The 17,465-nt window shown below is 63.2% G+C and carries 19 protein-coding genes; 10 read left to right on the forward strand and 9 right to left on the reverse strand.

Annotated features, from left to right (window positions below; translation table 11 throughout):
• Positions 1-53 precede the first annotated feature (53 nt).
• Positions 54-1,079 (reverse strand): ABC transporter substrate-binding protein, encoded by a 1,026-nt coding sequence (locus AC3EML_RS01265; RefSeq protein ID WP_488505388.1) that lies wholly within the window; start codon positions 1,077-1,079, stop codon positions 54-56.
• Positions 1,080-1,140: 61 nt separating this feature from the next.
• The gene (locus tag AC3EML_RS01270) at positions 1,141-1,974 is read right to left on the reverse strand and encodes an inositol monophosphatase family protein (protein WP_031198040.1); all 834 of its coding nucleotides are present in this window, start codon (positions 1,972-1,974) and stop codon (positions 1,141-1,143) included.
• 218 nt (positions 1,975-2,192) lie between these two features.
• Between AC3EML_RS01270 and AC3EML_RS01275 the strand changes: the two genes are divergently transcribed.
• The 3 genes from AC3EML_RS01275 (at position 2,193) to AC3EML_RS01285 (ending at position 5,863) form a co-directional block, all read left to right on the forward strand.
• Positions 2,193-3,212: a LacI family DNA-binding transcriptional regulator gene (locus tag AC3EML_RS01275; protein ID WP_031208759.1), complete on the forward strand. Its 1,020-nt coding sequence runs from the start codon at positions 2,193-2,195 to the stop codon at positions 3,210-3,212.
• Positions 3,213-3,249: 37 nt separating this feature from the next.
• Positions 3,250-3,435 (forward strand): hypothetical protein, encoded by a 186-nt coding sequence (locus AC3EML_RS01280; protein ID WP_023684018.1) that lies wholly within the window; start codon positions 3,250-3,252, stop codon positions 3,433-3,435.
• 85 nt (positions 3,436-3,520) lie between these two features.
• The gene (locus tag AC3EML_RS01285; RefSeq protein ID WP_352522061.1) at positions 3,521-5,863 is read left to right on the forward strand and encodes a response regulator; all 2,343 of its coding nucleotides are present in this window, start codon (positions 3,521-3,523) and stop codon (positions 5,861-5,863) included.
• On the opposite strand, the gene AC3EML_RS01290 is transcribed toward AC3EML_RS01285, so the two are convergent.
• The 6 genes from AC3EML_RS01290 to AC3EML_RS01315 all read right to left on the reverse strand — a co-directional run bounded on the left by AC3EML_RS01290 (position 5,864) and on the right by AC3EML_RS01315 (position 11,139).
• Complete coding sequence (locus AC3EML_RS01290; protein ID WP_023693646.1) at positions 5,864-6,616, reverse strand: Stf0 family sulfotransferase; 753 nt, start codon at positions 6,614-6,616, stop codon at positions 5,864-5,866. It lies immediately after the preceding gene.
• Positions 6,617-6,696: 80 nt separating this feature from the next.
• Positions 6,697-7,992, reverse strand: coding sequence for a sterol desaturase family protein (locus AC3EML_RS01295; protein WP_352522060.1), 1,296 nt, complete (start codon positions 7,990-7,992; stop codon positions 6,697-6,699).
• Positions 7,992-8,543, reverse strand: a complete 552-nt coding sequence (locus tag AC3EML_RS01300; protein ID WP_352522059.1) for a chloramphenicol phosphotransferase CPT family protein — start codon at positions 8,541-8,543, stop codon at positions 7,992-7,994. Before AC3EML_RS01300 ends, AC3EML_RS01295 begins: the two co-directional genes overlap by 1 nt.
• A gap of 14 nt (positions 8,544-8,557) precedes the next feature.
• Positions 8,558-9,415, reverse strand: coding sequence for a transglycosylase SLT domain-containing protein (locus tag AC3EML_RS01305; protein ID WP_352522058.1), 858 nt, complete (start codon positions 9,413-9,415; stop codon positions 8,558-8,560).
• 3 nt (positions 9,416-9,418) lie between these two features.
• Positions 9,419-10,672 carry a flavodoxin-dependent (E)-4-hydroxy-3-methylbut-2-enyl-diphosphate synthase gene (gene ispG, locus AC3EML_RS01310; RefSeq protein ID WP_023742770.1) on the reverse strand — a complete coding sequence of 418 codons (1,254 nt, stop codon included), beginning with the start codon at positions 10,670-10,672 and terminating at the stop codon, positions 9,419-9,421.
• Positions 10,673-10,959: 287 nt separating this feature from the next.
• Entirely contained in the window at positions 10,960-11,139 is a 180-nt protein-coding gene (locus tag AC3EML_RS01315) for a YdcH family protein (protein WP_023684024.1), read from the reverse strand.
• Between the two features lie 239 nt (positions 11,140-11,378).
• On the opposite strand from AC3EML_RS01315, the gene AC3EML_RS01320 reads away from it, so the two are divergent.
• Positions 11,379-11,582, forward strand: a complete 204-nt coding sequence (locus AC3EML_RS01320; RefSeq protein WP_023673103.1) for a YdcH family protein — start codon at positions 11,379-11,381, stop codon at positions 11,580-11,582.
• A 24-nt stretch (positions 11,583-11,606) separates the two neighbouring features.
• Here the strand turns inward: AC3EML_RS01320 and AC3EML_RS01325 are convergent, their stop codons facing one another.
• Positions 11,607-12,422 carry an IclR family transcriptional regulator gene (locus AC3EML_RS01325; RefSeq protein ID WP_023698476.1) on the reverse strand — a complete coding sequence of 272 codons (816 nt, stop codon included), beginning with the start codon at positions 12,420-12,422 and terminating at the stop codon, positions 11,607-11,609.
• Between the two features lie 155 nt (positions 12,423-12,577).
• Here AC3EML_RS01325 and AC3EML_RS01330 point away from each other — a divergent pair, with 155 nt between their 5' ends.
• From AC3EML_RS01330 to AC3EML_RS01355, 6 genes are all read left to right on the forward strand, one after another.
• Positions 12,578-13,408, forward strand: a complete 831-nt coding sequence (locus tag AC3EML_RS01330) for a transporter substrate-binding protein (protein ID WP_023673105.1) — start codon at positions 12,578-12,580, stop codon at positions 13,406-13,408.
• A gap of 69 nt (positions 13,409-13,477) precedes the next feature.
• Positions 13,478-14,143: an amino acid ABC transporter permease gene (locus AC3EML_RS01335; protein ID WP_023693641.1), complete on the forward strand. Its 666-nt coding sequence runs from the start codon at positions 13,478-13,480 to the stop codon at positions 14,141-14,143.
• Between the two features lies 1 nt (position 14,144).
• On the forward strand, positions 14,145-14,795 hold the full coding sequence (locus AC3EML_RS01340; RefSeq protein ID WP_023754124.1) for an amino acid ABC transporter permease: 651 nt from the start codon (positions 14,145-14,147) through the stop codon (positions 14,793-14,795).
• Between the two features lie 4 nt (positions 14,796-14,799).
• Complete coding sequence (locus AC3EML_RS01345) at positions 14,800-15,618, forward strand: amino acid ABC transporter ATP-binding protein (RefSeq protein ID WP_023698474.1); 819 nt, start codon at positions 14,800-14,802, stop codon at positions 15,616-15,618.
• Positions 15,619-15,735: 117 nt separating this feature from the next.
• Complete coding sequence (locus tag AC3EML_RS01350) at positions 15,736-16,197, forward strand: RidA family protein (protein WP_023673109.1); 462 nt, start codon at positions 15,736-15,738, stop codon at positions 16,195-16,197.
• A 20-nt stretch (positions 16,198-16,217) separates the two neighbouring features.
• On the forward strand, positions 16,218-17,423 hold the full coding sequence (locus AC3EML_RS01355) for an aminotransferase class V-fold PLP-dependent enzyme (protein WP_027050794.1): 1,206 nt from the start codon (positions 16,218-16,220) through the stop codon (positions 17,421-17,423).
• Positions 17,424-17,465: the final 42 nt, after the last annotated feature.

Raw genomic sequence — 17,465 nt, forward strand, 5'->3', positions numbered from 1 at the left:
GCCGCGAGGGGCAGCCGGCGATCAGATGCTAGAGTGAGCGCAAAAAAACGCGCTCAGCCGCCATTGCGAACCTCGTCGGTGAACTTCTTCAACAGCCGCTTGCGTTCGGCCGACGAGCCATATTTGGCGAAGTCGTAGTCGATCAGCTTGATCTTCGAGAGGTCCGGCGCCTCGGGCGGCACCGGCGTGGCGCTGTTCGACGGGATCTGGAAGCTGCCGTTCGGCGCCGCGAGCTTCTGCGCGTCCGGGCTCAGCGCCCAGTCGTAGAATTTCTGCGCCTCTTCGACATGCTTGGCGCCCGTCACGATGCTCATCGAGCCGATCTCGAAGCCGGTGCCCTCGCAAGGCGAAACCACCTTCACCGCCGGGTTCTGCTTGGCCGCGTTGATGACGTCGTGCTGGAAGGAGATGCCGATCAGCGTCTCGCCCTTGCCGACGGCGAGCGCCGGCGCGGCCCCTGCCTTGGTGTATTCGGCGATGTTCTTGTTGAGCTGCTTGAGATAGTCGAATGCCTTGTCCTCGCCCATCAGCTGGACGATGGTGGCAAGCATGGTCCAGGCCGTGCCCGATGAATTCGGGTCGGCCATCTCGATCTCGCCCTGGAATTCCGGCTTGACCAGATCGGCCCAGCACGCCGGCGCGGTCAGCCCGCGCTGCTTCAGATCTTCCTCATTGTAGCCATAGCCGAGTGCACCGAGATAAATGCCGACCGTGCGGTTCTTCGACCTGTCGGCCTGCTTCAGCGCCCAGTCGCGCAAGTTTGCCAGTTGCGGCGACTTGTATTCCTGGGTGAGGCCCTCTTCCGCCGCCTGCAGATGCGGGTCGCCGGTGCCGCCCCACCAGATATCGGCTTGCGGATTGTCCTTCTCGGCCCGGAGGCGGGCGTAGATTTCGCCGGCGCTCATGCGGGTCATGTCGACGCTGACGCCCGTCTCCTTCTGGTAGGTGGTCGCCATCGCCCGGCACCAGGCCTCGTCGACGGCGCAATACATTGTGAGGCTGCGGTCGGCCGCCTGGGCGGCACTCGCCAATCCGAACATGGCCAGCGCCGCGCCAAGGCCAAGCCAGGCGGCGCGCAAGCCTCGCTTACTGTCAAATGTCTTCATCGATATTCCTCCCTGTCTTCTCACTGGAAACGATCTACCCGTCGTCGAGCGGCACTCCGATCACCTGGGACAATGTCGCCGCAACGCCGGGTGCTGCCGCTAGCACGGGATTGCCCTTCGCCATGCCGTCGCCGTCGAGGAACCGGTTCACACGGCCGCCGGCCTCCTCCACCAGCAGCAATCCGGCCAGGCAGTCCCACGAATTGATGTGCAGCTCGGCATAGGCATCCGAGCGGCCGTCGGCCACATAGGCCAGCCCAAGCGCTCCGGAGCCGGAGCGGCGTACATTGGCGCCGAGCGCCCACACCAGGCTCACCTTGTCGAGATACTCACGGTTCGGAATCCTCGGCGACCAGCCGAACTCGACAAAGGCACGGTCGAACGCTTGCGTCGGCGAAACATGGATCGGCGCGCCATTGCGTGTCGCGCCTTGCCCGCGACGGGCAAAATACGTTTCGCCGATGGCCGGATTGGCAATGCCGCCGATCTCGCTGCGGCCGTCCTCGACGAAAGCTATCGAAATGCAGAAATGCGGAATACCGCGCATGAAATTGGCGGTGCCGTCGATGGGGTCGACGACCCACATGCGGGCAGAGCCGATGCCACCGCCTTCCTCGCCCAAAAACCCGTCCTGCGGAAAAGCGTCTGCCAGCGTCGCGCGGATGTGCTCCTCGACCTTGCCGTCGGTTTCAGTGAGAAAATCCTGCGGGCCTTTCATCGCCACCGGCTGGACGGCGCCCTGCCGGGCATAGCCTTCCATCGCCAGTTGCCCGGCCGTGACAAGCAGTTTCCGGCAGACCTCGGCACGCCTGTCCATCTCGGCCTCGGACAGCCGGTCCGCCTTCGGATGCGCCGCCGCCCTGCTCATGCAGCCGGTCCGGACAGTCGCGCCCTCAATGCCGTCTTCGGCGAAATGGACAGGGTATTCCTCCGATGCCACTCTTGAGCCGGGTTGTATTGCACGGCTGTGCAAAGCTGTTGCATTCCGCCATGCCTGTCAAGTGCGGTGGGTGGCAATGGCAGAAGAGTTGCATTACATTGCACGGGCGTGCAAAGAATCACGAAAACAGCAGCGAGAGCGTTCGCTTGACGGTTCCGAGAATCCGCACCGGTTTTTCCAGCGCCCAGCAGGTTGCCGACCTCGCCGGGGTTTCGCGCTCGGCCGTGTCACGTACCTTCACGCCCGGCGCTTCCGTTTCCGGGGAAACCCGCGAACGGGTGATGCTGGCGGCCGAGCAACTCGGCTATCACGTCAACCATCTGGCTCGCGGCCTGATGCGGGCTTCGACCGGCATCGTCTGCCTCATCGTTGCCGATGGCGACACGCCCTATCATGCCCGCCTGCAGAAGGCGCTGACCCAACATCTGCGGGACGCCGGCAAAATGGCCATGGTGTTCAACACCTCCGGCCCCAGCCACCATGTCGACCAGGCGCTGCGCAACACGCTGAACTATCGCGCCGATGCGAGCATCGTTCTGTCCGGCTCGCCGCCGCAGTTGCTGATCCGCACCTGTCTTGAGAACGGCCAGCGGCTGGTGCTGATCAATCGCGATGACCGCTTCGACGGCCCGCACAATATCGGTGTCGACAACGCTGCAGCCGCAGAGGCAGCGCTGCATGCCTTCATCCGGGCCGGCTGTACCCGCCCCGCTTTGGTGACCTCGGCTGCCGGCACGCCCAGCCTGCTCTCCCGCGAAACCGCCTTCCTTACCGCCGCGCAGAAGGAAGGGCTGGAGGTGACCGTGTGGCGCGAGGGCCGCACCGGCTATGCCACCGGAGCCGATGGCGCCAGGCGACTCTTTTCCGGCCGGCAGCGGCCGGATGCGGCGTTCTGCGTGACCGACCTGATTGCGTGCGGCTTTCTCGATGCGGCCCGCCACGAGTTCGGCATCAGCGTACCCCGCGATCTCTGCGTCATCGGCTTTGACGACATCGAACAGGCCGACTGGGCCTCTTACCGGCTGACGACGTTCTCGCCGCCGATCGAGGAGATCGCCAGGCGCGCCGTGCGGCTCGCGACCGGCGCGCGGGAGGAGGCTGGCAGCCGCCTGATCTGCCATGCGCCCATGGTCTGGCGCAGCACGGTGAGGCCGGGCCAGGGCTGATGCGAAACATGTGTCGGTCAAGACGGGAAACGTACTGATGTCCAAGAAAAAGGCCAGGAAGACCCGCCAGGCGGCAAGACCGGTGGAGATAGCTGTAGGCCCCGAAATCCGGAGCATGATGCGCAAGTTCGGCCTGACCGAGGAAGAAGCACTGCGCATGATGCGCGAATGCGATGCCACCCTCTATGGCGCCAACTCCGGGCACGTGCAGCCAGGATCTTGACGGCCCGCCAGGCGCGAACGGAATTTTAATGTAAATCAAGCGTAATCCCGACCGTTAAAATGATGCGTATGTGTTGGGGTTGCGCATGCCGGAATATTCTTTCTTCATCCGCTCGATCCGGATCCGCTACATCTCGGGATTGCTCATCTTTGCGCTGGCTTCCACCGCGGTGATGTTTGCGCTCAATCGCGTCAATTCCTTCCGCCACGACATCGACGCGCTGAGCAGCAATCTCGTCGTCTTCACCCGCGACCTGCGCAACGCCTCCAGCTTTGCCGAAACCGCCAGCACGACCTGGCGCACCGAAACCCGTGACGGCCTTGCCGCCGCCGCGCGCGGCCATTCGCAACGCCTGACCGGCGAGATCGAAACACTGTCCGCGGAGTTGGCCGCGATCAAGCCGAGCCTGTCGGCCAAAACGCTGGACGAACTCTCGTCGGCCGCCGTCAACGGCGACCTGTTCTGGTCGTCGCGTGACATCGTGCGCAACTTCAACCTGATGTCGGCGGCGCAACAGACCGACGAATGGAGCTCGCGCGAAATCCTCAACCAGAACGACCTGTTCGTCCAGCCGATGCTGATGCGTGTGCGGACCGCCATGGATGGCGAACGCCATCTGGCCGACGCATCCAGCGACAGGCTGCTGTTGTGGGCAAGCGGCCTTCTGTTCGCGGTTCTTGCCATCGTTGCCCTCTGGATCTTCCGGCCGATGGAAAAGGCGATCCGCCGCGCCTTCACCGAATCCGCCGTATCCTTGTTCAAGGCCGAAGCGGCCGACCGCGCCAAATCGGAATTCCTGGCCAATATGAGCCATGAGATCCGCACGCCGATGAATGGCGTGCTGGGCATGGCCGAACTGCTCGCCAAGACCGAGCTTAACGCGCGCCAGAAGACCTTCACCGATGTCATCGTCAAATCGGGCAATGCGCTGCTCACCATCATCAACGACATCCTTGATTTCTCCAAGATCAATGCCGGTCAGCTGACGCTCGATCCTGCACCCTTCCGGCTTGCCGAAGCGGTCGAGGACGTGGCCACACTGGTGTCGGCGCGCGTCGCCGAAAAGAACCTCGAGCTGATCGTGCGCGTCGACCCGCGCCTGCCTGCCCATGTCGTCGGCGATGCCGGACGGTTCCGTCAGATCGTCACCAATCTGCTCGGCAATGCGGTGAAGTTCACCGAGAAGGGCCATGTGCTGATCGATGTCGGCGGCGAGGTGGTCGACGGCATGGTCCAGCTCAAGGTCCGCGTCGAGGACACAGGCATCGGCATTCCTGCCGAGAAGCTCGAGAACGTGTTCGAGAAATTCGCGCAGGTCGACGGCTCGTCGACGCGCCGCCATGAAGGCACCGGCCTCGGCCTTGCCATCGCCGCCCGCCTCATCGACCTGATGGGCGGCAAGATCGGCGTCGAAAGCGAGATCGGCCGCGGCTCGGTGTTCTGGTTCGCCGTGCCGCTGCCGGCGCATCAGCAGGACACGCGCAACGAGATCGTGCCGGTCGATGTCACCGGCGCCCGCGTGCTGGTCATCGACGACAACCCGGTCAACCGCGAGATCTTGCTGGAGCAGCTCAGAAGCTGGAGCTTCGACTGCGCGGCCGCCGAAAGCGGCGCCGTCGGCCTCGCCTTTCTAGACCGGGCCAGCCAACTCGGTGCTGCGGTCGACTGCATCATCCTCGACTACCAGATGCCCGGCATGAACGGCGCCGATGTCGCCAAGGCGATTTCCGCCGACAGCCGTCTCTCCGCCATCCCGGTGGTGCTGCTGACCTCCGTCGACCAGGTCGATTTCGGCAAGATGGTCATCGATTTCGGCATCGCCGCGCATCTCACCAAGCCGGCGCGCTCGGCCATCCTGCTCGGCACCGTCATCTCGGCCATCCAGAAAGCGCGGGCCCAGATCGGCAAGGCCCAGTTCGTTCGCGAGCCTGTTGTTCAGCAGGCGGCACCCGTGACGCCACCCGCCTTCACCGTCATTCGCGGCCCGGCAATTCCGGCGGCCACAGTGCCTGAATCGATCGCCACGCCAAACGGCCCGATCGATATTCTGATCGCCGAGGACAATGACGTTAACCAGCTGGTGTTCGGCCAAATCCTCAATGGGCTTGGCCTCAGCTACCGCATCGCCAGCAATGGCCGCACGGCCGTTGAGATGTACCGGGCGCTGCGGCCGAAGCTGATCCTCATGGACGTCTCCATGCCGGAGATGAACGGCTACGAGGCGACCCGCGCCATCCGGGCGGCGGAGGCAGCGAGTGGCAATCACACACCAATCATCGGCGTCACCGCTCACGCACTGAAGGGCGACCGCGACAAATGTATCGAGTCCGGAATGGACGACTATCTGCCCAAGCCGGTGTCGCCCGACCGCCTCGGCAGTAAGATCGGCACATGGCTCAGCGAAACGGTCGCGGTAAAGAGGGCTTGATCAAATCGCCGCGTCCAGACGATAGCGGCGCATCCAGTCCAGACTAATCTCGTCCGAGAGCTTGGCGACGCCCGGCTTTACGTCGGCGGCATTCGGCGCCGGAACGCCCAGGGCCTTGCAGATGGATGCCAATGCCGCTGCCGGATCGCCTGACAGGCGCTCATAGCCGATGCGCAGCGGGACGATCCCCTGCTCCGCGAACCAGACGTTCCAGCCCGCGTCATAGGCTTCGAGTTCGGCAAGCTCGCGCTGGATCCGCTTGAAATCGTAGCGGGGTTCCTGCGGCGGTGCGACCCGTTCGATCTCGGTTCCGTCGGGCGCGATGTGCCAAAGCCCAGTCTGCTCGGCCTTGATCAGCGACACCGCCTGCGCCAGCTTGTTTTCGCGCGAAAGATGGATGTAGAGGATCCGGCCGAAGGCCTTTTCAAAGCGTGCTTTGTCCGATGGCAGGTCTGGGTAGATCCGGTCGAGGATGGCCGAGAGTTCACCCAGGTTTTCCCGCATCAGGCGCAAGCCGAAGACGGCTGTTCCGCCCTTTCCCGCGCTGATTGCCGCCTTGAGGTAGGCGACATCGAAGTCATGCGCGCTCATCGTATCGGGATGCGGCAATTTCCACTCTTCTGCCCATTCCGCCTTGTCCTGCCGCCGGTAGAACGAGTGCGGATCGCCGGCTGTTTTCGTCGAGGCCAGAAGGCCGCACAGCAAGGTGCTTCCGGTTCTCGGCGTGCCGCAGATTATGTAGCCGTCACGCATCTCGGGGCTCTGTCGCTTGTCATGGATTGGGCTAACCTCGCCAGGCGCGGTGACACGCGCGCTTCGCGAAGGACTCCAGTCTAGCCGCGCCGGAAGGGATAGAGGAATTGCTGCCAATATCCGTTCGGAACGGGATGTCCGTGAATGCCGTAGCCGTTCGGCCAGCGCCCTTCGGGCATATGGTGGGTACCGAACAGCCGGTCGAGCAGCGGGAAATGGATGGCGAAATTTACGTCGATCGCTTCTTTCTCGAGGCCGTGATGCCAGTGGTGGTAACGCGGCGACACCAGCATCTTTTCGACTGGACCGAAACTGGTCCCGATGTTGGAATGGATGAAAGACGAATAGACGTAGACGATCAAAATATACGTCTGGATAGCCGATTCATCGAACCCCAGCACGAACATCGGGGTTGCCGTCAGGCTGCGCAGCATGATGATTTCCAGGAAATGCATGCGCGCACCGGCAATCCAGTCCATCGACTTGGCGGAATGGTGCACGGCATGGAACTTCCACAGCCAGGGAATGCGATGAAAGGCCCGATGCACCCAATACTGGGCAAAGTCGGTCAGGAACATTACCGCCAGCAGTTGCACCAGCCACGGCAAGTCGTGGACCCAGGCGCGCACCGAACCAAGGGCGCCCTGCGCATTGACGAAGTTGGACGGCGCCAAGGTCAGGTAGGTCAAAATCTGCACCAGCAGCGATGAGACCAGATAGTAGAACAGGTCCTCGCGCCATTCGTCGCGGAACACGGTCTGATCCTTGTTGCGCGCGAAAAGACGTTCGAGCGGAACGAACAGCACACCCATGAACAGGGCGTTCAGGATGAAGAAATCAAGCCCGAAGAACACCCCTTCGATGTGCAGTTGATGGCGCACCGGAAGCATGCCGACCAGCGACGCCAGCAGCACAGTGAACATCGCTGCCGCGCCGAGCGTCTTTTGCCTGCGCAGCGTCATGCTGAGGATCGCCAGGATATAGCCGGAGATGAGGACGAAATAGAGCACCGGCTTGAAGAACAGCATCTGGTGGATGGGGGCCAGATCCGGCATCGATGTGAGCGACGGGTAGCGCAGCACGATGACCATCAGCAGGGCGGTGACCCCGGCAAGCAAGCCAATCGAGCCGGACAGCCAGCCAGAACCGAACGGCCGTTTGGCGCGCGGCGTTTCAAGTTCACTTACAACGCGTCTAAGGAAATTTGCCACCGCCCCCATGCCCCGCCTTTTTGACGATCGCAAAAGCTCTCGTCGAGATATCGACCTACAGCAGGGCTCATTAATATTTAATCGCCACGACCCTGCACATGACGGGTGACTATCGCTTTTGGGCGATTGGAAGAGCCATGATTGCAACAAAAGAACACCGGCCACTATAGTCGGAATCTTTCCTGGATGCGACGGGCGCATTCAAGCGGCGTCAGCCGGCTGGTGTCGACTTCGAGGTCGTAGTCCATGCCCTTGTGGACGCGTCCATATTGCCAGCGCGCCAGGCCAGGCAGCCTGTCGGCGCGCGCGGCCTCGCGCGCTTCCAGCACCTCCAGCGGCGCCATGACGCCGACCAGATGCAGGTCAAAGCTCGACAGCAACTCGACATACTCCGCTATCTCTTCATCGAAGATCACGTCGTCGACAATGAGATTGTTGCCTTGCCCGGCCATGGCGGCGATGGCATGGCGCATGCCGCGCATGGTTCGTGCGCCGACCGGTCCGCTCCTGATCACCACCGACGGCCTGCCGTCTTCCAGCACCGTCTCAAAGGAAAACCCGTCGGCATGATCCTGCAGCGCCGGCGGCAGCATGTCGATGAAAGCATCCATCTGGACATGCAGGAACCGTTCAGTGGCGATCGTTTGCAGCGCCCTGGCGATCGAGCTTTTGCCGGCGCTGCCGACGCCATTGAGCAGGACGATTTTGGCCGTCATGTCGCCCCCTCGGCCTATCGGTTGCGCACGACGATACAGGCGCCGCCGACGCTTTGCAGTTTCTGGCAGATGACGTTGGCGGCGGCACGGTCGTCGACACCGATCCTGACGGCGTAGATGCCGCGTCGGCCGATCGGCGTGCGCACCCGGCTGACCACCGGGTCACGACCGGACAGCAGCGCCGGAAACCGGCTCCTGACCCGCAGCCACTGATTGATCGCAGCTCCCCTGCGGAAATTGCCGGCCACCTGGACGCCCCATGGCTTCACATTGATCGAGGCCATCGCCACGGTTCTGGACATGATCACCGGCAGCTTGCGGCAGGCGACGGCAAAGCTGGTTTTCGCGTCGAGCGGCTCGATCGTTCCGGCGTAGGCGCTGTCGGAGAACTTGTCGGCCGGTTCGCCCATGATGTCGAAGACGTAGCTCTCGGTCTCCATGGGCAGGAAACCGCCGGAACCCAGCCAGCGCGAAACCCGGCTCTCGCCGGCATTGTAGGCAGCCGCCGCCAGGCCGAGATTGCCGAAGCCGGTCTTCATTTCGGCGAGATATTTCGCCGAAGCCGGGATCGCCTGGTCGATGTCGAAAGGATCGGCCAGCCCGCGCATCTTGGCGGTGCCCGGCATGAACTGGGCGATCCCTTCGGCACCGACCGGGCTAACCGCATTGGGATCGAAGCGGCTTTCTTTCCAGATCAGCCGGGCGAAGTAATCCTTCGGCAGGCCGTTCCGCTCGGCATGCGTCTCGATCAGGTCACAGACACGGCCAATCAATCGTTTCGCCGCCGAGCGCGATTGCGGTGGATCGGCGAGCGCCTGTCCGGCACCCAGCCCGCAGAGCAGGATCACACCGGCTTTGAGCAGCCCCCGCATGGCTTATTCGGCCGCAGCCTTGCCGTGTTGGCCAAACCGCTGCTCGATATAGTCGGCAACCATCTTCTCGAAATCGGCGGCGATCGACGGACCGCGCAGCGTCGCCGACTTCTTGCCGTCGACGAAGACGGGTGCGGTCGGCGTCTCGCCGGTGCCGGGCAGCGATATGCCGATATCGGCGTGCTTGGATTCGCCGGGGCCGTTGACGATGCAGCCCATCACCGCGACCTTGAGGTTCTCGACGCCGGGATATTTCTCCCGCCAGACCGGCATGTTCTTGCGCAAATCGGCCTGGATGTTCTGGGCGAGCTCCTGGAACACGGTGGAGGTCGTGCGACCGCAGCCGGGGCAAGCGGCGACGATCGGCACGAACTGACGGAAGCCCATGGTCTGCAGCAGTTCCTGCGAGACCTGCACCTCACGCGTGCGATCGCCATTCGGCTCCGGCGTCAGCGAGATGCGGATGGTGTCGCCAATGCCTTGCTGCAAGAGGATGCCCATGGCAGCCGACGAGGCGACGATGCCCTTGGATCCCATGCCGGCTTCGGTGAGGCCAAGATGCAGCGCATGGTTGGAACGCGTGGCAAGCTCGGTATAGACCGCGATCAAATCCTGCACGCCGCTGACCTTGGCCGACAGGATGATCTTTTCGCGGGCGAGGCCTATCTCTTCGGCCATTTCGGCCGACAGGATGGCCGACTGCACGATCGCCTCGCGGGTTACTTCCTGCGCCGTCAGCGGGAAGCCTTGGCTCTGGTTCTCGTCCATCAGCCGGGTGAGCAACTCCTGATCGAGCGACCCCCAATTGACGCCGATGCGCACCGGCTTGTCGTATCTGATCGCCATTTCGACGATCGCTGCGAACTGGCGGTCCTTCTTGTCCTTGAAGCCGACATTGCCGGGATTGATGCGGTATTTGGCCAGCGCCTCGGCGCAGGCTGGATGGTCGGCCAGCAGCTTGTGCCCGATATAGTGGAAGTCGCCGACCAGCGGCACATTGATGCCGAGCCGCTCGAGCCGTTCGCGGATGCGCGGCACGGCGGCGGCGCTCTCGTCACGATCGACGGTGATGCGCACGATCTCGGAGCCAGCGCGATGCAAAGCCGCAACCTGCGCGACGGTCTGGTCGATATCGGCCGTGTCGGTGTTGGTCATCGACTGCACGACGACCGGCGCGCCGCCGCCGACGACCACGCCGCCGACATCGACGCCGACCGATGTCCGGCGCGCAAAGGGGGAGGAAAAATACCCGGTCATGCCGGCAGCCTCTTGATCACCCGAGCGACACACGTCCACGTCGACGCACGCTCAATCAGCTATCAGCGCATAGCGCTGAGGTTCGGGCATGAGGTGGAGGAGCAAAGATGGCTTGTCAATGGCGACAGACAAGCAGAGCCGCCAAATCGCAGCAGCGCGGCGACCCCACAGACGGGTTTCGCCGGCCAACAGTATGGGAATTAGTAGCAAAAACAGGCCTCCGGCGGCATGTCGCCACCGGAGCGATAGTCACGCGCCAAGGCGGCGCGTCTAATCCTGGAAGGGCGTCAGTGTCTCGTCGGTTTCGCCTTCAGTTTTTCAATCTCGTCCTTGAGTGCCAGCTTGCGTCGCTTCAGATTCACGATTTCGAGGTCGTCGACCGATGGATGGTTCATCGCATCGTCGATCTCGCGTTCGATATCACCGTGTTTCCGCTGCAACTCATCAAGATGGGATGCAAGAGACATGATTGGTTCTCCCTTTCATGGTTTCCTCGATTGCAGCCGTCAAAGGCACGTCCACCGCAGGTCGCATCTGTGACGGCACCATGACAGTCTGCCACCATCCGGCTGCGATGTCGAATGCTGCGTGGTAGCATTCCACGACAATGTGATATGTGATATTGGCTGCGCGCCGGCGGCAATTGATGCCGCCCCCGCCCAATCATGCCCATTGCCGGGCGCCGCAGACATGCAGACGGTAGAGAATGTCCGACCAGGAAAAGGCCGATGTCCGCCTCGAATTTTCCCGCCTGAAGCAGGAGCATGCCGATTTCGACGCGGCCATCAATGCGATGATCGCCATGGGCTGCGACCCCTTGCAGATCCAGCGCATGAAGAAGAAGAAGCTTTTCCTCAAGGACCGGCTGATGGCGCTGGAAGACAAGATCATTCCGGACATCATCGCTTAGCCGACGGCCTCGGGGCCTAACTGCTCACCCCGCTATCGACAGCCGCGCCGCGCGATGGCGCAGCAACGTCAGCAATTCGTCGGTCTTCTCCGCTGAAGTGTCGATCGGCACCACCAGGCACATCGTCGCCTCGACCTTGCCGGCGGCCGCGAAGACAGGGGCGGCCAGGCATTTGGTGTAGGCGTCGACCAGCCCCGAAGTGATGCAATAGCCGGTCGTTCTGGCCGTCGCGATATCGGCAACGAAGTCGTCGAACTGCAGCCTGCGGCCGTCGGGCAGCAAAAGGTCGTCTTCCGAGACCATGTCCTGGATGGCGGCCCTTTCCAATCCGGCCAGAAGCAGCCGCCCCGATGCCGTCCATGGCAGCGGGATCTGCAGGCCGGTGGCCGAGCTGATGCGGAACGGCCTGGTGCCGGGGCTGGAATGGACGATGGTATAGCGCCCGCTTTGCAGCATGCACAATTCGGAGGTCTCGCCGGTCTCGCGCGACAGATTGTCGACCTCCTGCCGGCCCCGCCTAAGCAGGTCGTTGCCCCTGACATAGTCCATTCCATAGAGGTAGAGCTTCTTGCCGAAATAGACCCGGTTGCCGTCGCCCTCCATCTCCAGGAGACCCGCATCGACCAGCGAACGCACCAGCGTATAGGTGGTGGAGCGCGGCGCATTCACCCCCTTGGCGAGATCGCCAATGCCGATGGCGCGCTGCGTAACATGCAGGAAGTCCAGGATCTCCAGCACCCGGTTGAGGCCCTTCTCGCGCGAGCCGGAGGTCTTGTCGGGCGTCGGGCTCCCGGCTGGACCAAGCTCCGCCCGATCCGTGAGTCCATTGCTGTCTTGCATAACTGATTCCTGATGTTAGTATCTGTCTTGTATAGGATACATGTGTCTATTGTAAGAGACAATCAGGTCGGCGACACGTGTGTCTGTAAGGGGAACTCAAACAACAGGAGGTCGCAGTGAACGACGCATCCAAGCGAGATTTTCTGAAACTAGGCATGGCCGGGCTTGCAACGGCGGGCGTGATGACCGCTGTCAGCGCCGAAAAGGCGGCGGCACAAGCCGCATCCGACAGCGTTCTGCGCACCGCGCTTGACCGCGGAAAGCTGATCGTCGGCACCGGCAGCACCAACGCGCCATGGCATTTCGAAAACGATGCCGGCGAGCTGGTCGGCATGGACATCACCATGGGACGCATCCTGGCCAAGGGTCTGTTCGACGATCCGAGCAAGGTCGAGTTCGTCATGCAGGATCCGGCGCAGCGCATCCCCAATGTCACCACCAACAAGGTCGACATTACCATCCAGTTCATGACCATGACCGCGCAGCGCTCGCAGCTGATCCACTTCTCCAGGCCATACTATGTCGAGGGCGTCGCCCTGCTGACGCTGCCGACGGCGGAAAACAAGACCTTCGACAAGCTGCTCGCCGGTGGTTCGGCGACGCGCATCTCGATCCTGCAGAATGTCGATGCCGAAAGCTCGGTCCATTACGCCCTGCCGGAGGCGCAGGTGCTGCAGATCGACACCCAGGCCAATGTGCTGCAGGCACTGGAATCGAAACGCGCCGATGCCGCCGCTGTCGATCTTTCAACCGTGCGCTGGCTGGCCTCGCGCAACCCCGACAAATATTTCGATGCCGGCAAGAGCTGGTACTCGATGCTCTACGGCGCGGCGGTCAGGCAGGGCGACCTGGACTGGCTGACCTTCGTCAACCAGACCTTCACCATCGCCATGTTCGGCCATGAGACCGCACTCTACGACGCCGCCTTCAAGGACTATTTCGGCCAAGAGCCGCCGGCCCGCCATCCCGGTTTCCCGGTTGTCTGACAAGTGCTGGCGGAAGGGTTAGCCCTTCCGCCTTCTAGTTCGCATCCCCTTGGTTATTGCGGGAGACGCATGGGCTATACGCTCAACTTCAACCTGATCTGGCGCCATTTCGACAAGCTGTGGGGCGGCCTTCTGCTCAGCCTCGAGCTTGCCGTGATTTCGATTGCCATCGGCGTCGTCATCGGCCTGGTGCTGGCGGTCTGGTATGTCTCGGCCGGACGCGTGGTGCGCGCCATCATTGCGGCTTACGTCGAATTCATCCGCAACGTGCCGCTGATCCTGCTCGTCTATCTTGTCTTCTACGGCCTGCCGACGGTGATCGACGTCGCCTACGACGCGCCGACCTCGTTCGTGCTGACGCTGTCGGTCTATAGCGGCGCCTATCTGGTCGAGGTGTTCCGCTCCGGCCTGGAAGCCGTGCCGCGCGGCCAGCTCGATGCCGGCAAAGCCATCGGCCTGACGCCCTGGCAGCGGCTGGTTCATGTGCGCCTGCCGACCATGCTGCGCATCACGCTGCCGGCGCTGTCCAACACCTTCATCTCGCTGTTCAAGGACACGTCCATCGCATCGGTCATCTCGGTGCCCGAGCTTACCTTCGGCGCCCAGTGGATCAACTTCAACACCTTCCGCATTGTCGAGGTCTATCTGGTGACGACGGCGATGTACCTGGTGACCGGTTACACCCTGCTCTTCGGGCTGCGGCTGGTCGAACGCCGGTTCAGGGCTGCGCGCTGACATGCTGAGCCAGATCCTCTACGCCGTACCGTTCCTCGCCCAGGGCTTCGCCATCACCTTGTGGGTCTCGCTGCTGGTCGTGGTGCTGTCGCTGATTGCCGGCGTCGCGCTCGGCGTCGGCCTGGTCTACGGCCCGGCGCCGGTGCGCTGGGCCGTGCGCATCTTCTCCGACACCATCCGCGGCATCCCGATCCTGGTGCTGATGTTCTTCGTCTATTACGGCCTGCCGGCCATCGGCCTGCATCTGCAATCCTTCTCGGCGGCGGTGTTGGCGCTCACCTTGTTCAAGACCGCGCAGGTCATTGAGTATCTCCGCGGCGCCGTCGGCTCCATTCCCAAAGGGCAGTCCGAGGCGGCGATGGCGATTGGGCTGACTTTTCGCCAGCGGCTCACCTACGTCATCTTTCCGCAGGCCTTCCGGCGCTTCCTGCCGCCCTGGATCAACGGCGTCACCGATGCGGTCAAGGGCAGCGCCCTGGTCTCGCTGCTCGGCATCACCGACCTGATGCAGGCGATCAACCAGGTCATCGGCCGCACCTATGAGGCGATGCCGCTCTACATCCTCGGCGCCTTGATCTATTTCGCCGTCAACTATGCGCTTTCCTACGCCAGCCGGCGGCTGGAACGGCGCTTTGCCTTCATCCGGGACTAGCACGATGGCCACAAGCTCGAACGACAATGCTGCCCTTCTCGACATTGCCGGGGTCTCGAAAGCCTTTGGTTCGGTCGAGGTGCTTCGCTCGGTCAGCCTCAAGGTGGACAGGGGCGAGGTGGTCACCGTCATCGGCCCTTCCGGCAGCGGCAAAACCACCCTGCTGCGCTGCGTCAACTTTCTCGAAAGCTACGACTCAGGCTCGATCCGCATCGACGGCAAGGAGGTCGGTTTTCGTGAGGCCGGCGCGCGCCAGCGGCGCAGCGAGCGCGACCTTGCCAAGCGCAGCGAGCGCGACCTTGCCAATATGCGCGCCGAAACCGGCATGGTGTTCCAGAGCTTCAACCTGTTTCCGCACCTCACCGCCGCCGGCAACATCATGCTCGGCCTCACCAAGGTGCGCGGCAAGAGCAAGGCCGAGGCGCGCCAGATCGCCGAGCATTGGCTGAGCCGCGTCGGCCTCGCCCACAAGGCCGACAGCCTGCCGGCGGAACTCTCCGGGGGCCAGCAGCAGCGCGTCGGCATAGCGCGGGCAGTCGCCATGGAGCCGAAGATCCTGCTGCTCGACGAGATCACCTCCGCGCTCGATCCCGAATTGGTCGGCGAGGTGCTGGCCGTTGTGCGCAGCCTGGCCGAAGACGGCATGACAATGGTGATGGTCACGCACGAGATGGCCTTTGCCCGCGACGCTTCGAGCCGCATTGTCTTCATGGCCGATGGCGGTGTCAGCGCTGTTGGCCCGCCGAAGGAGATCCTTGCCGAAGAGACCACCAATGAGCGCCTGCGCTCTTTCCTGGCGCGGTTCCGCGCCTCGCATTTCTGACATGGGCGGCCCAAAGCAATTCCAGGAAAAGTGTAAGCGGTTTTCCCGGGAAAAGCGCGAAGCGCTTTCCCTTGGGAATTGCGTAAAACAACAGGCCGGCCCAAGGAGAATTCTTCCATGACGCCTTACATCCGGCTCGCCGAGCTCGGCCTAACGCTGCCCGAGCCGCCGACGCCGATCGCCAATTTCGTCACCCATGCGGAAAGCGGCCGGCTGATCTTTCTTTCGGGTCAAGGGCCGCTGCGCGCCGACGGCACGCTGTGCACCGGCAAGGTCGGCGAGGACGTCACCGTCGAGCAGGCCTATGAGCATGCCCGCCTCACCGGCCTCAACCTGCTCGCCGTCATGCACGCCGCCGCCGGCGATCTCGGCCGCATCGTGCGCGTCGTCAAATTGCTCGGCTTCGTCAATGCGACGCCGACCTTCAGCGACCACCCGAAAGTGGTCAATGGCTGCTCGGACCTGTTCGCCAGCGTCTTCGACAAGATCGGCGGCCATGCCCGCTCGGCGATCGGGGTCGGCTCGCTGCCTGGAAACATCACCGTCGAAATCGAAGCGGTCGTCGAGATCGCCGCCTGACCGTCAAGGGATTGCTGAACATGAAAACCTATTCCGACACCGGCTCCAACACCACGATCCGTGAACGGCTGGGACTGCGGCCGATCATCAACGTCTCCGGCACGATGACGACGCTCGGCGCCTCGATCATCGTTCCCGAGGCGATCAGCGCCATGGCCGAGATCGCCTCGCAATGGGTGGAGATGGACGATCTGCAGCGCGCCGCAAGCGTGATCACCGCCCGCCTCACCGGCGGCGAGGCCGGCTTCATCACCGCCTGCTGCGCCTCAGGCATCACAATGGCGATCGCCGGGGCGATGACCGGCACCAATTTGCTGGCGATCGAACGGCTGCCCGACGATACCGAAGGCCTGAAGTCCGAAGTCGTCATCCAGCTTGGCCATATCGTCAATTACGGCGCACCGATCGACCAGTCGATCCGCGTCGCCGGCGCCAAGGTCATTCCGGCCGGCACGGTCAGCGTCACGCAGGATTATCATGTGCGCGAGGCTATCAACGAGCGCACGGCGGCGGCGCTCTACGTCGTGGCGCACCACACCGTGCAATACGGCATGCTTTCCCTTGAGGAATTCTGCGATATCTGCCACGCCAGGGGCGTGCCGGTGATCGTCGACGCGGCTTCCGAATATGACCTGCGCAGCTTCCTGGCGCGCGGCGCCGACATCGTCGTCTATAGCGGCCACAAATTCCTTTCGGGGCCGACCAGCGGCATCGTCGCCGGCCGCAAGGATCTCGTCCGCGCCGCCTATCTGCAAAACCGTGGCGTCGCCCGCGCCATGAAGGTCGGCAAGGAAAGCATCGCCGGCACGATGGCGGCGCTCGAAGCCTGGGAAAAGCGCGACCATGCCGGCATCCGCCGACGCGAGGAAGCGGCGCTCCATCTGTGGAGGGATTCGCTGCAGGGAATACCCGGCATCGTCGCAAACATCATTCCCGACCCGACCGCCAATCCGCTCGACCGGCTGCAGATCTTCGTCTCCCCCGAAAGCCGCTTCAGTGCCGCCGGCCTCGCCTCGGCATTGGCGGCCGAATCGCCGCCCATCATCGTGCGCAACCACGAGGTCGAGCGTGGCCATTTCTTCCTCGACCCCTGCAACCTGCACCCAGGCGAGGCCGAGATCGTCGCCGAACGCCTCCGCGCCGTGCTCACCGCGGCCGACAGGCCGGCGGATGCGATGAGACAGCCGCGAAAGGATTCATCCGGCGCCCTGCGCTGGCCGGACTAGGCTGCGGCGGCCGCCATCCTTGCGGCTTCGCCCGAATTCCGC

It is taken from the genome of Mesorhizobium sp. P170090, from assembly GCF_057786115.1.

Coding starts and splice junctions, on each gene's coding strand:
- AC3EML_RS01270 (WP_031198040.1), bottom strand. CDS start 1,974: ATGAGCAGGGCGGCGGCGCATCCGAAGGCGGACCGGCTGTCCGAGGCC.
- AC3EML_RS01280 (WP_023684018.1), top strand. CDS start 3,250: ATGTCCAAGAAAAAGGCCAGGAAGACCCGCCAGGCGGCAAGACCGGTG.
- AC3EML_RS01285 (WP_352522061.1), top strand. CDS start 3,521: ATGCCGGAATATTCTTTCTTCATCCGCTCGATCCGGATCCGCTACATC.
- AC3EML_RS01290 (WP_023693646.1), bottom strand. CDS start 6,616: ATGCGTGACGGCTACATAATCTGCGGCACGCCGAGAACCGGAAGCACC.
- AC3EML_RS01300 (WP_352522059.1), bottom strand. CDS start 8,543: ATGACGGCCAAAATCGTCCTGCTCAATGGCGTCGGCAGCGCCGGCAAA.
- AC3EML_RS01305 (WP_352522058.1), bottom strand. CDS start 9,415: ATGCGGGGGCTGCTCAAAGCCGGTGTGATCCTGCTCTGCGGGCTGGGT.
- ispG (WP_023742770.1), bottom strand. CDS start 10,672: ATGACCGGGTATTTTTCCTCCCCCTTTGCGCGCCGGACATCGGTCGGC.
- AC3EML_RS01315 (WP_023684024.1), bottom strand. CDS start 11,139: ATGTCTCTTGCATCCCATCTTGATGAGTTGCAGCGGAAACACGGTGAT.
- AC3EML_RS01320 (WP_023673103.1), top strand. CDS start 11,379: ATGTCCGACCAGGAAAAGGCCGATGTCCGCCTCGAATTTTCCCGCCTG.
- AC3EML_RS01325 (WP_023698476.1), bottom strand. CDS start 12,422: ATGCAAGACAGCAATGGACTCACGGATCGGGCGGAGCTTGGTCCAGCC.
- AC3EML_RS01330 (WP_023673105.1), top strand. CDS start 12,578: ATGGCCGGGCTTGCAACGGCGGGCGTGATGACCGCTGTCAGCGCCGAA.
- AC3EML_RS01335 (WP_023693641.1), top strand. CDS start 13,478: ATGGGCTATACGCTCAACTTCAACCTGATCTGGCGCCATTTCGACAAG.
- AC3EML_RS01340 (WP_023754124.1), top strand. CDS start 14,145: ATGCTGAGCCAGATCCTCTACGCCGTACCGTTCCTCGCCCAGGGCTTC.
- AC3EML_RS01345 (WP_023698474.1), top strand. CDS start 14,800: ATGGCCACAAGCTCGAACGACAATGCTGCCCTTCTCGACATTGCCGGG.
- AC3EML_RS01350 (WP_023673109.1), top strand. CDS start 15,736: ATGACGCCTTACATCCGGCTCGCCGAGCTCGGCCTAACGCTGCCCGAG.
- AC3EML_RS01355 (WP_027050794.1), top strand. CDS start 16,218: ATGAAAACCTATTCCGACACCGGCTCCAACACCACGATCCGTGAACGG.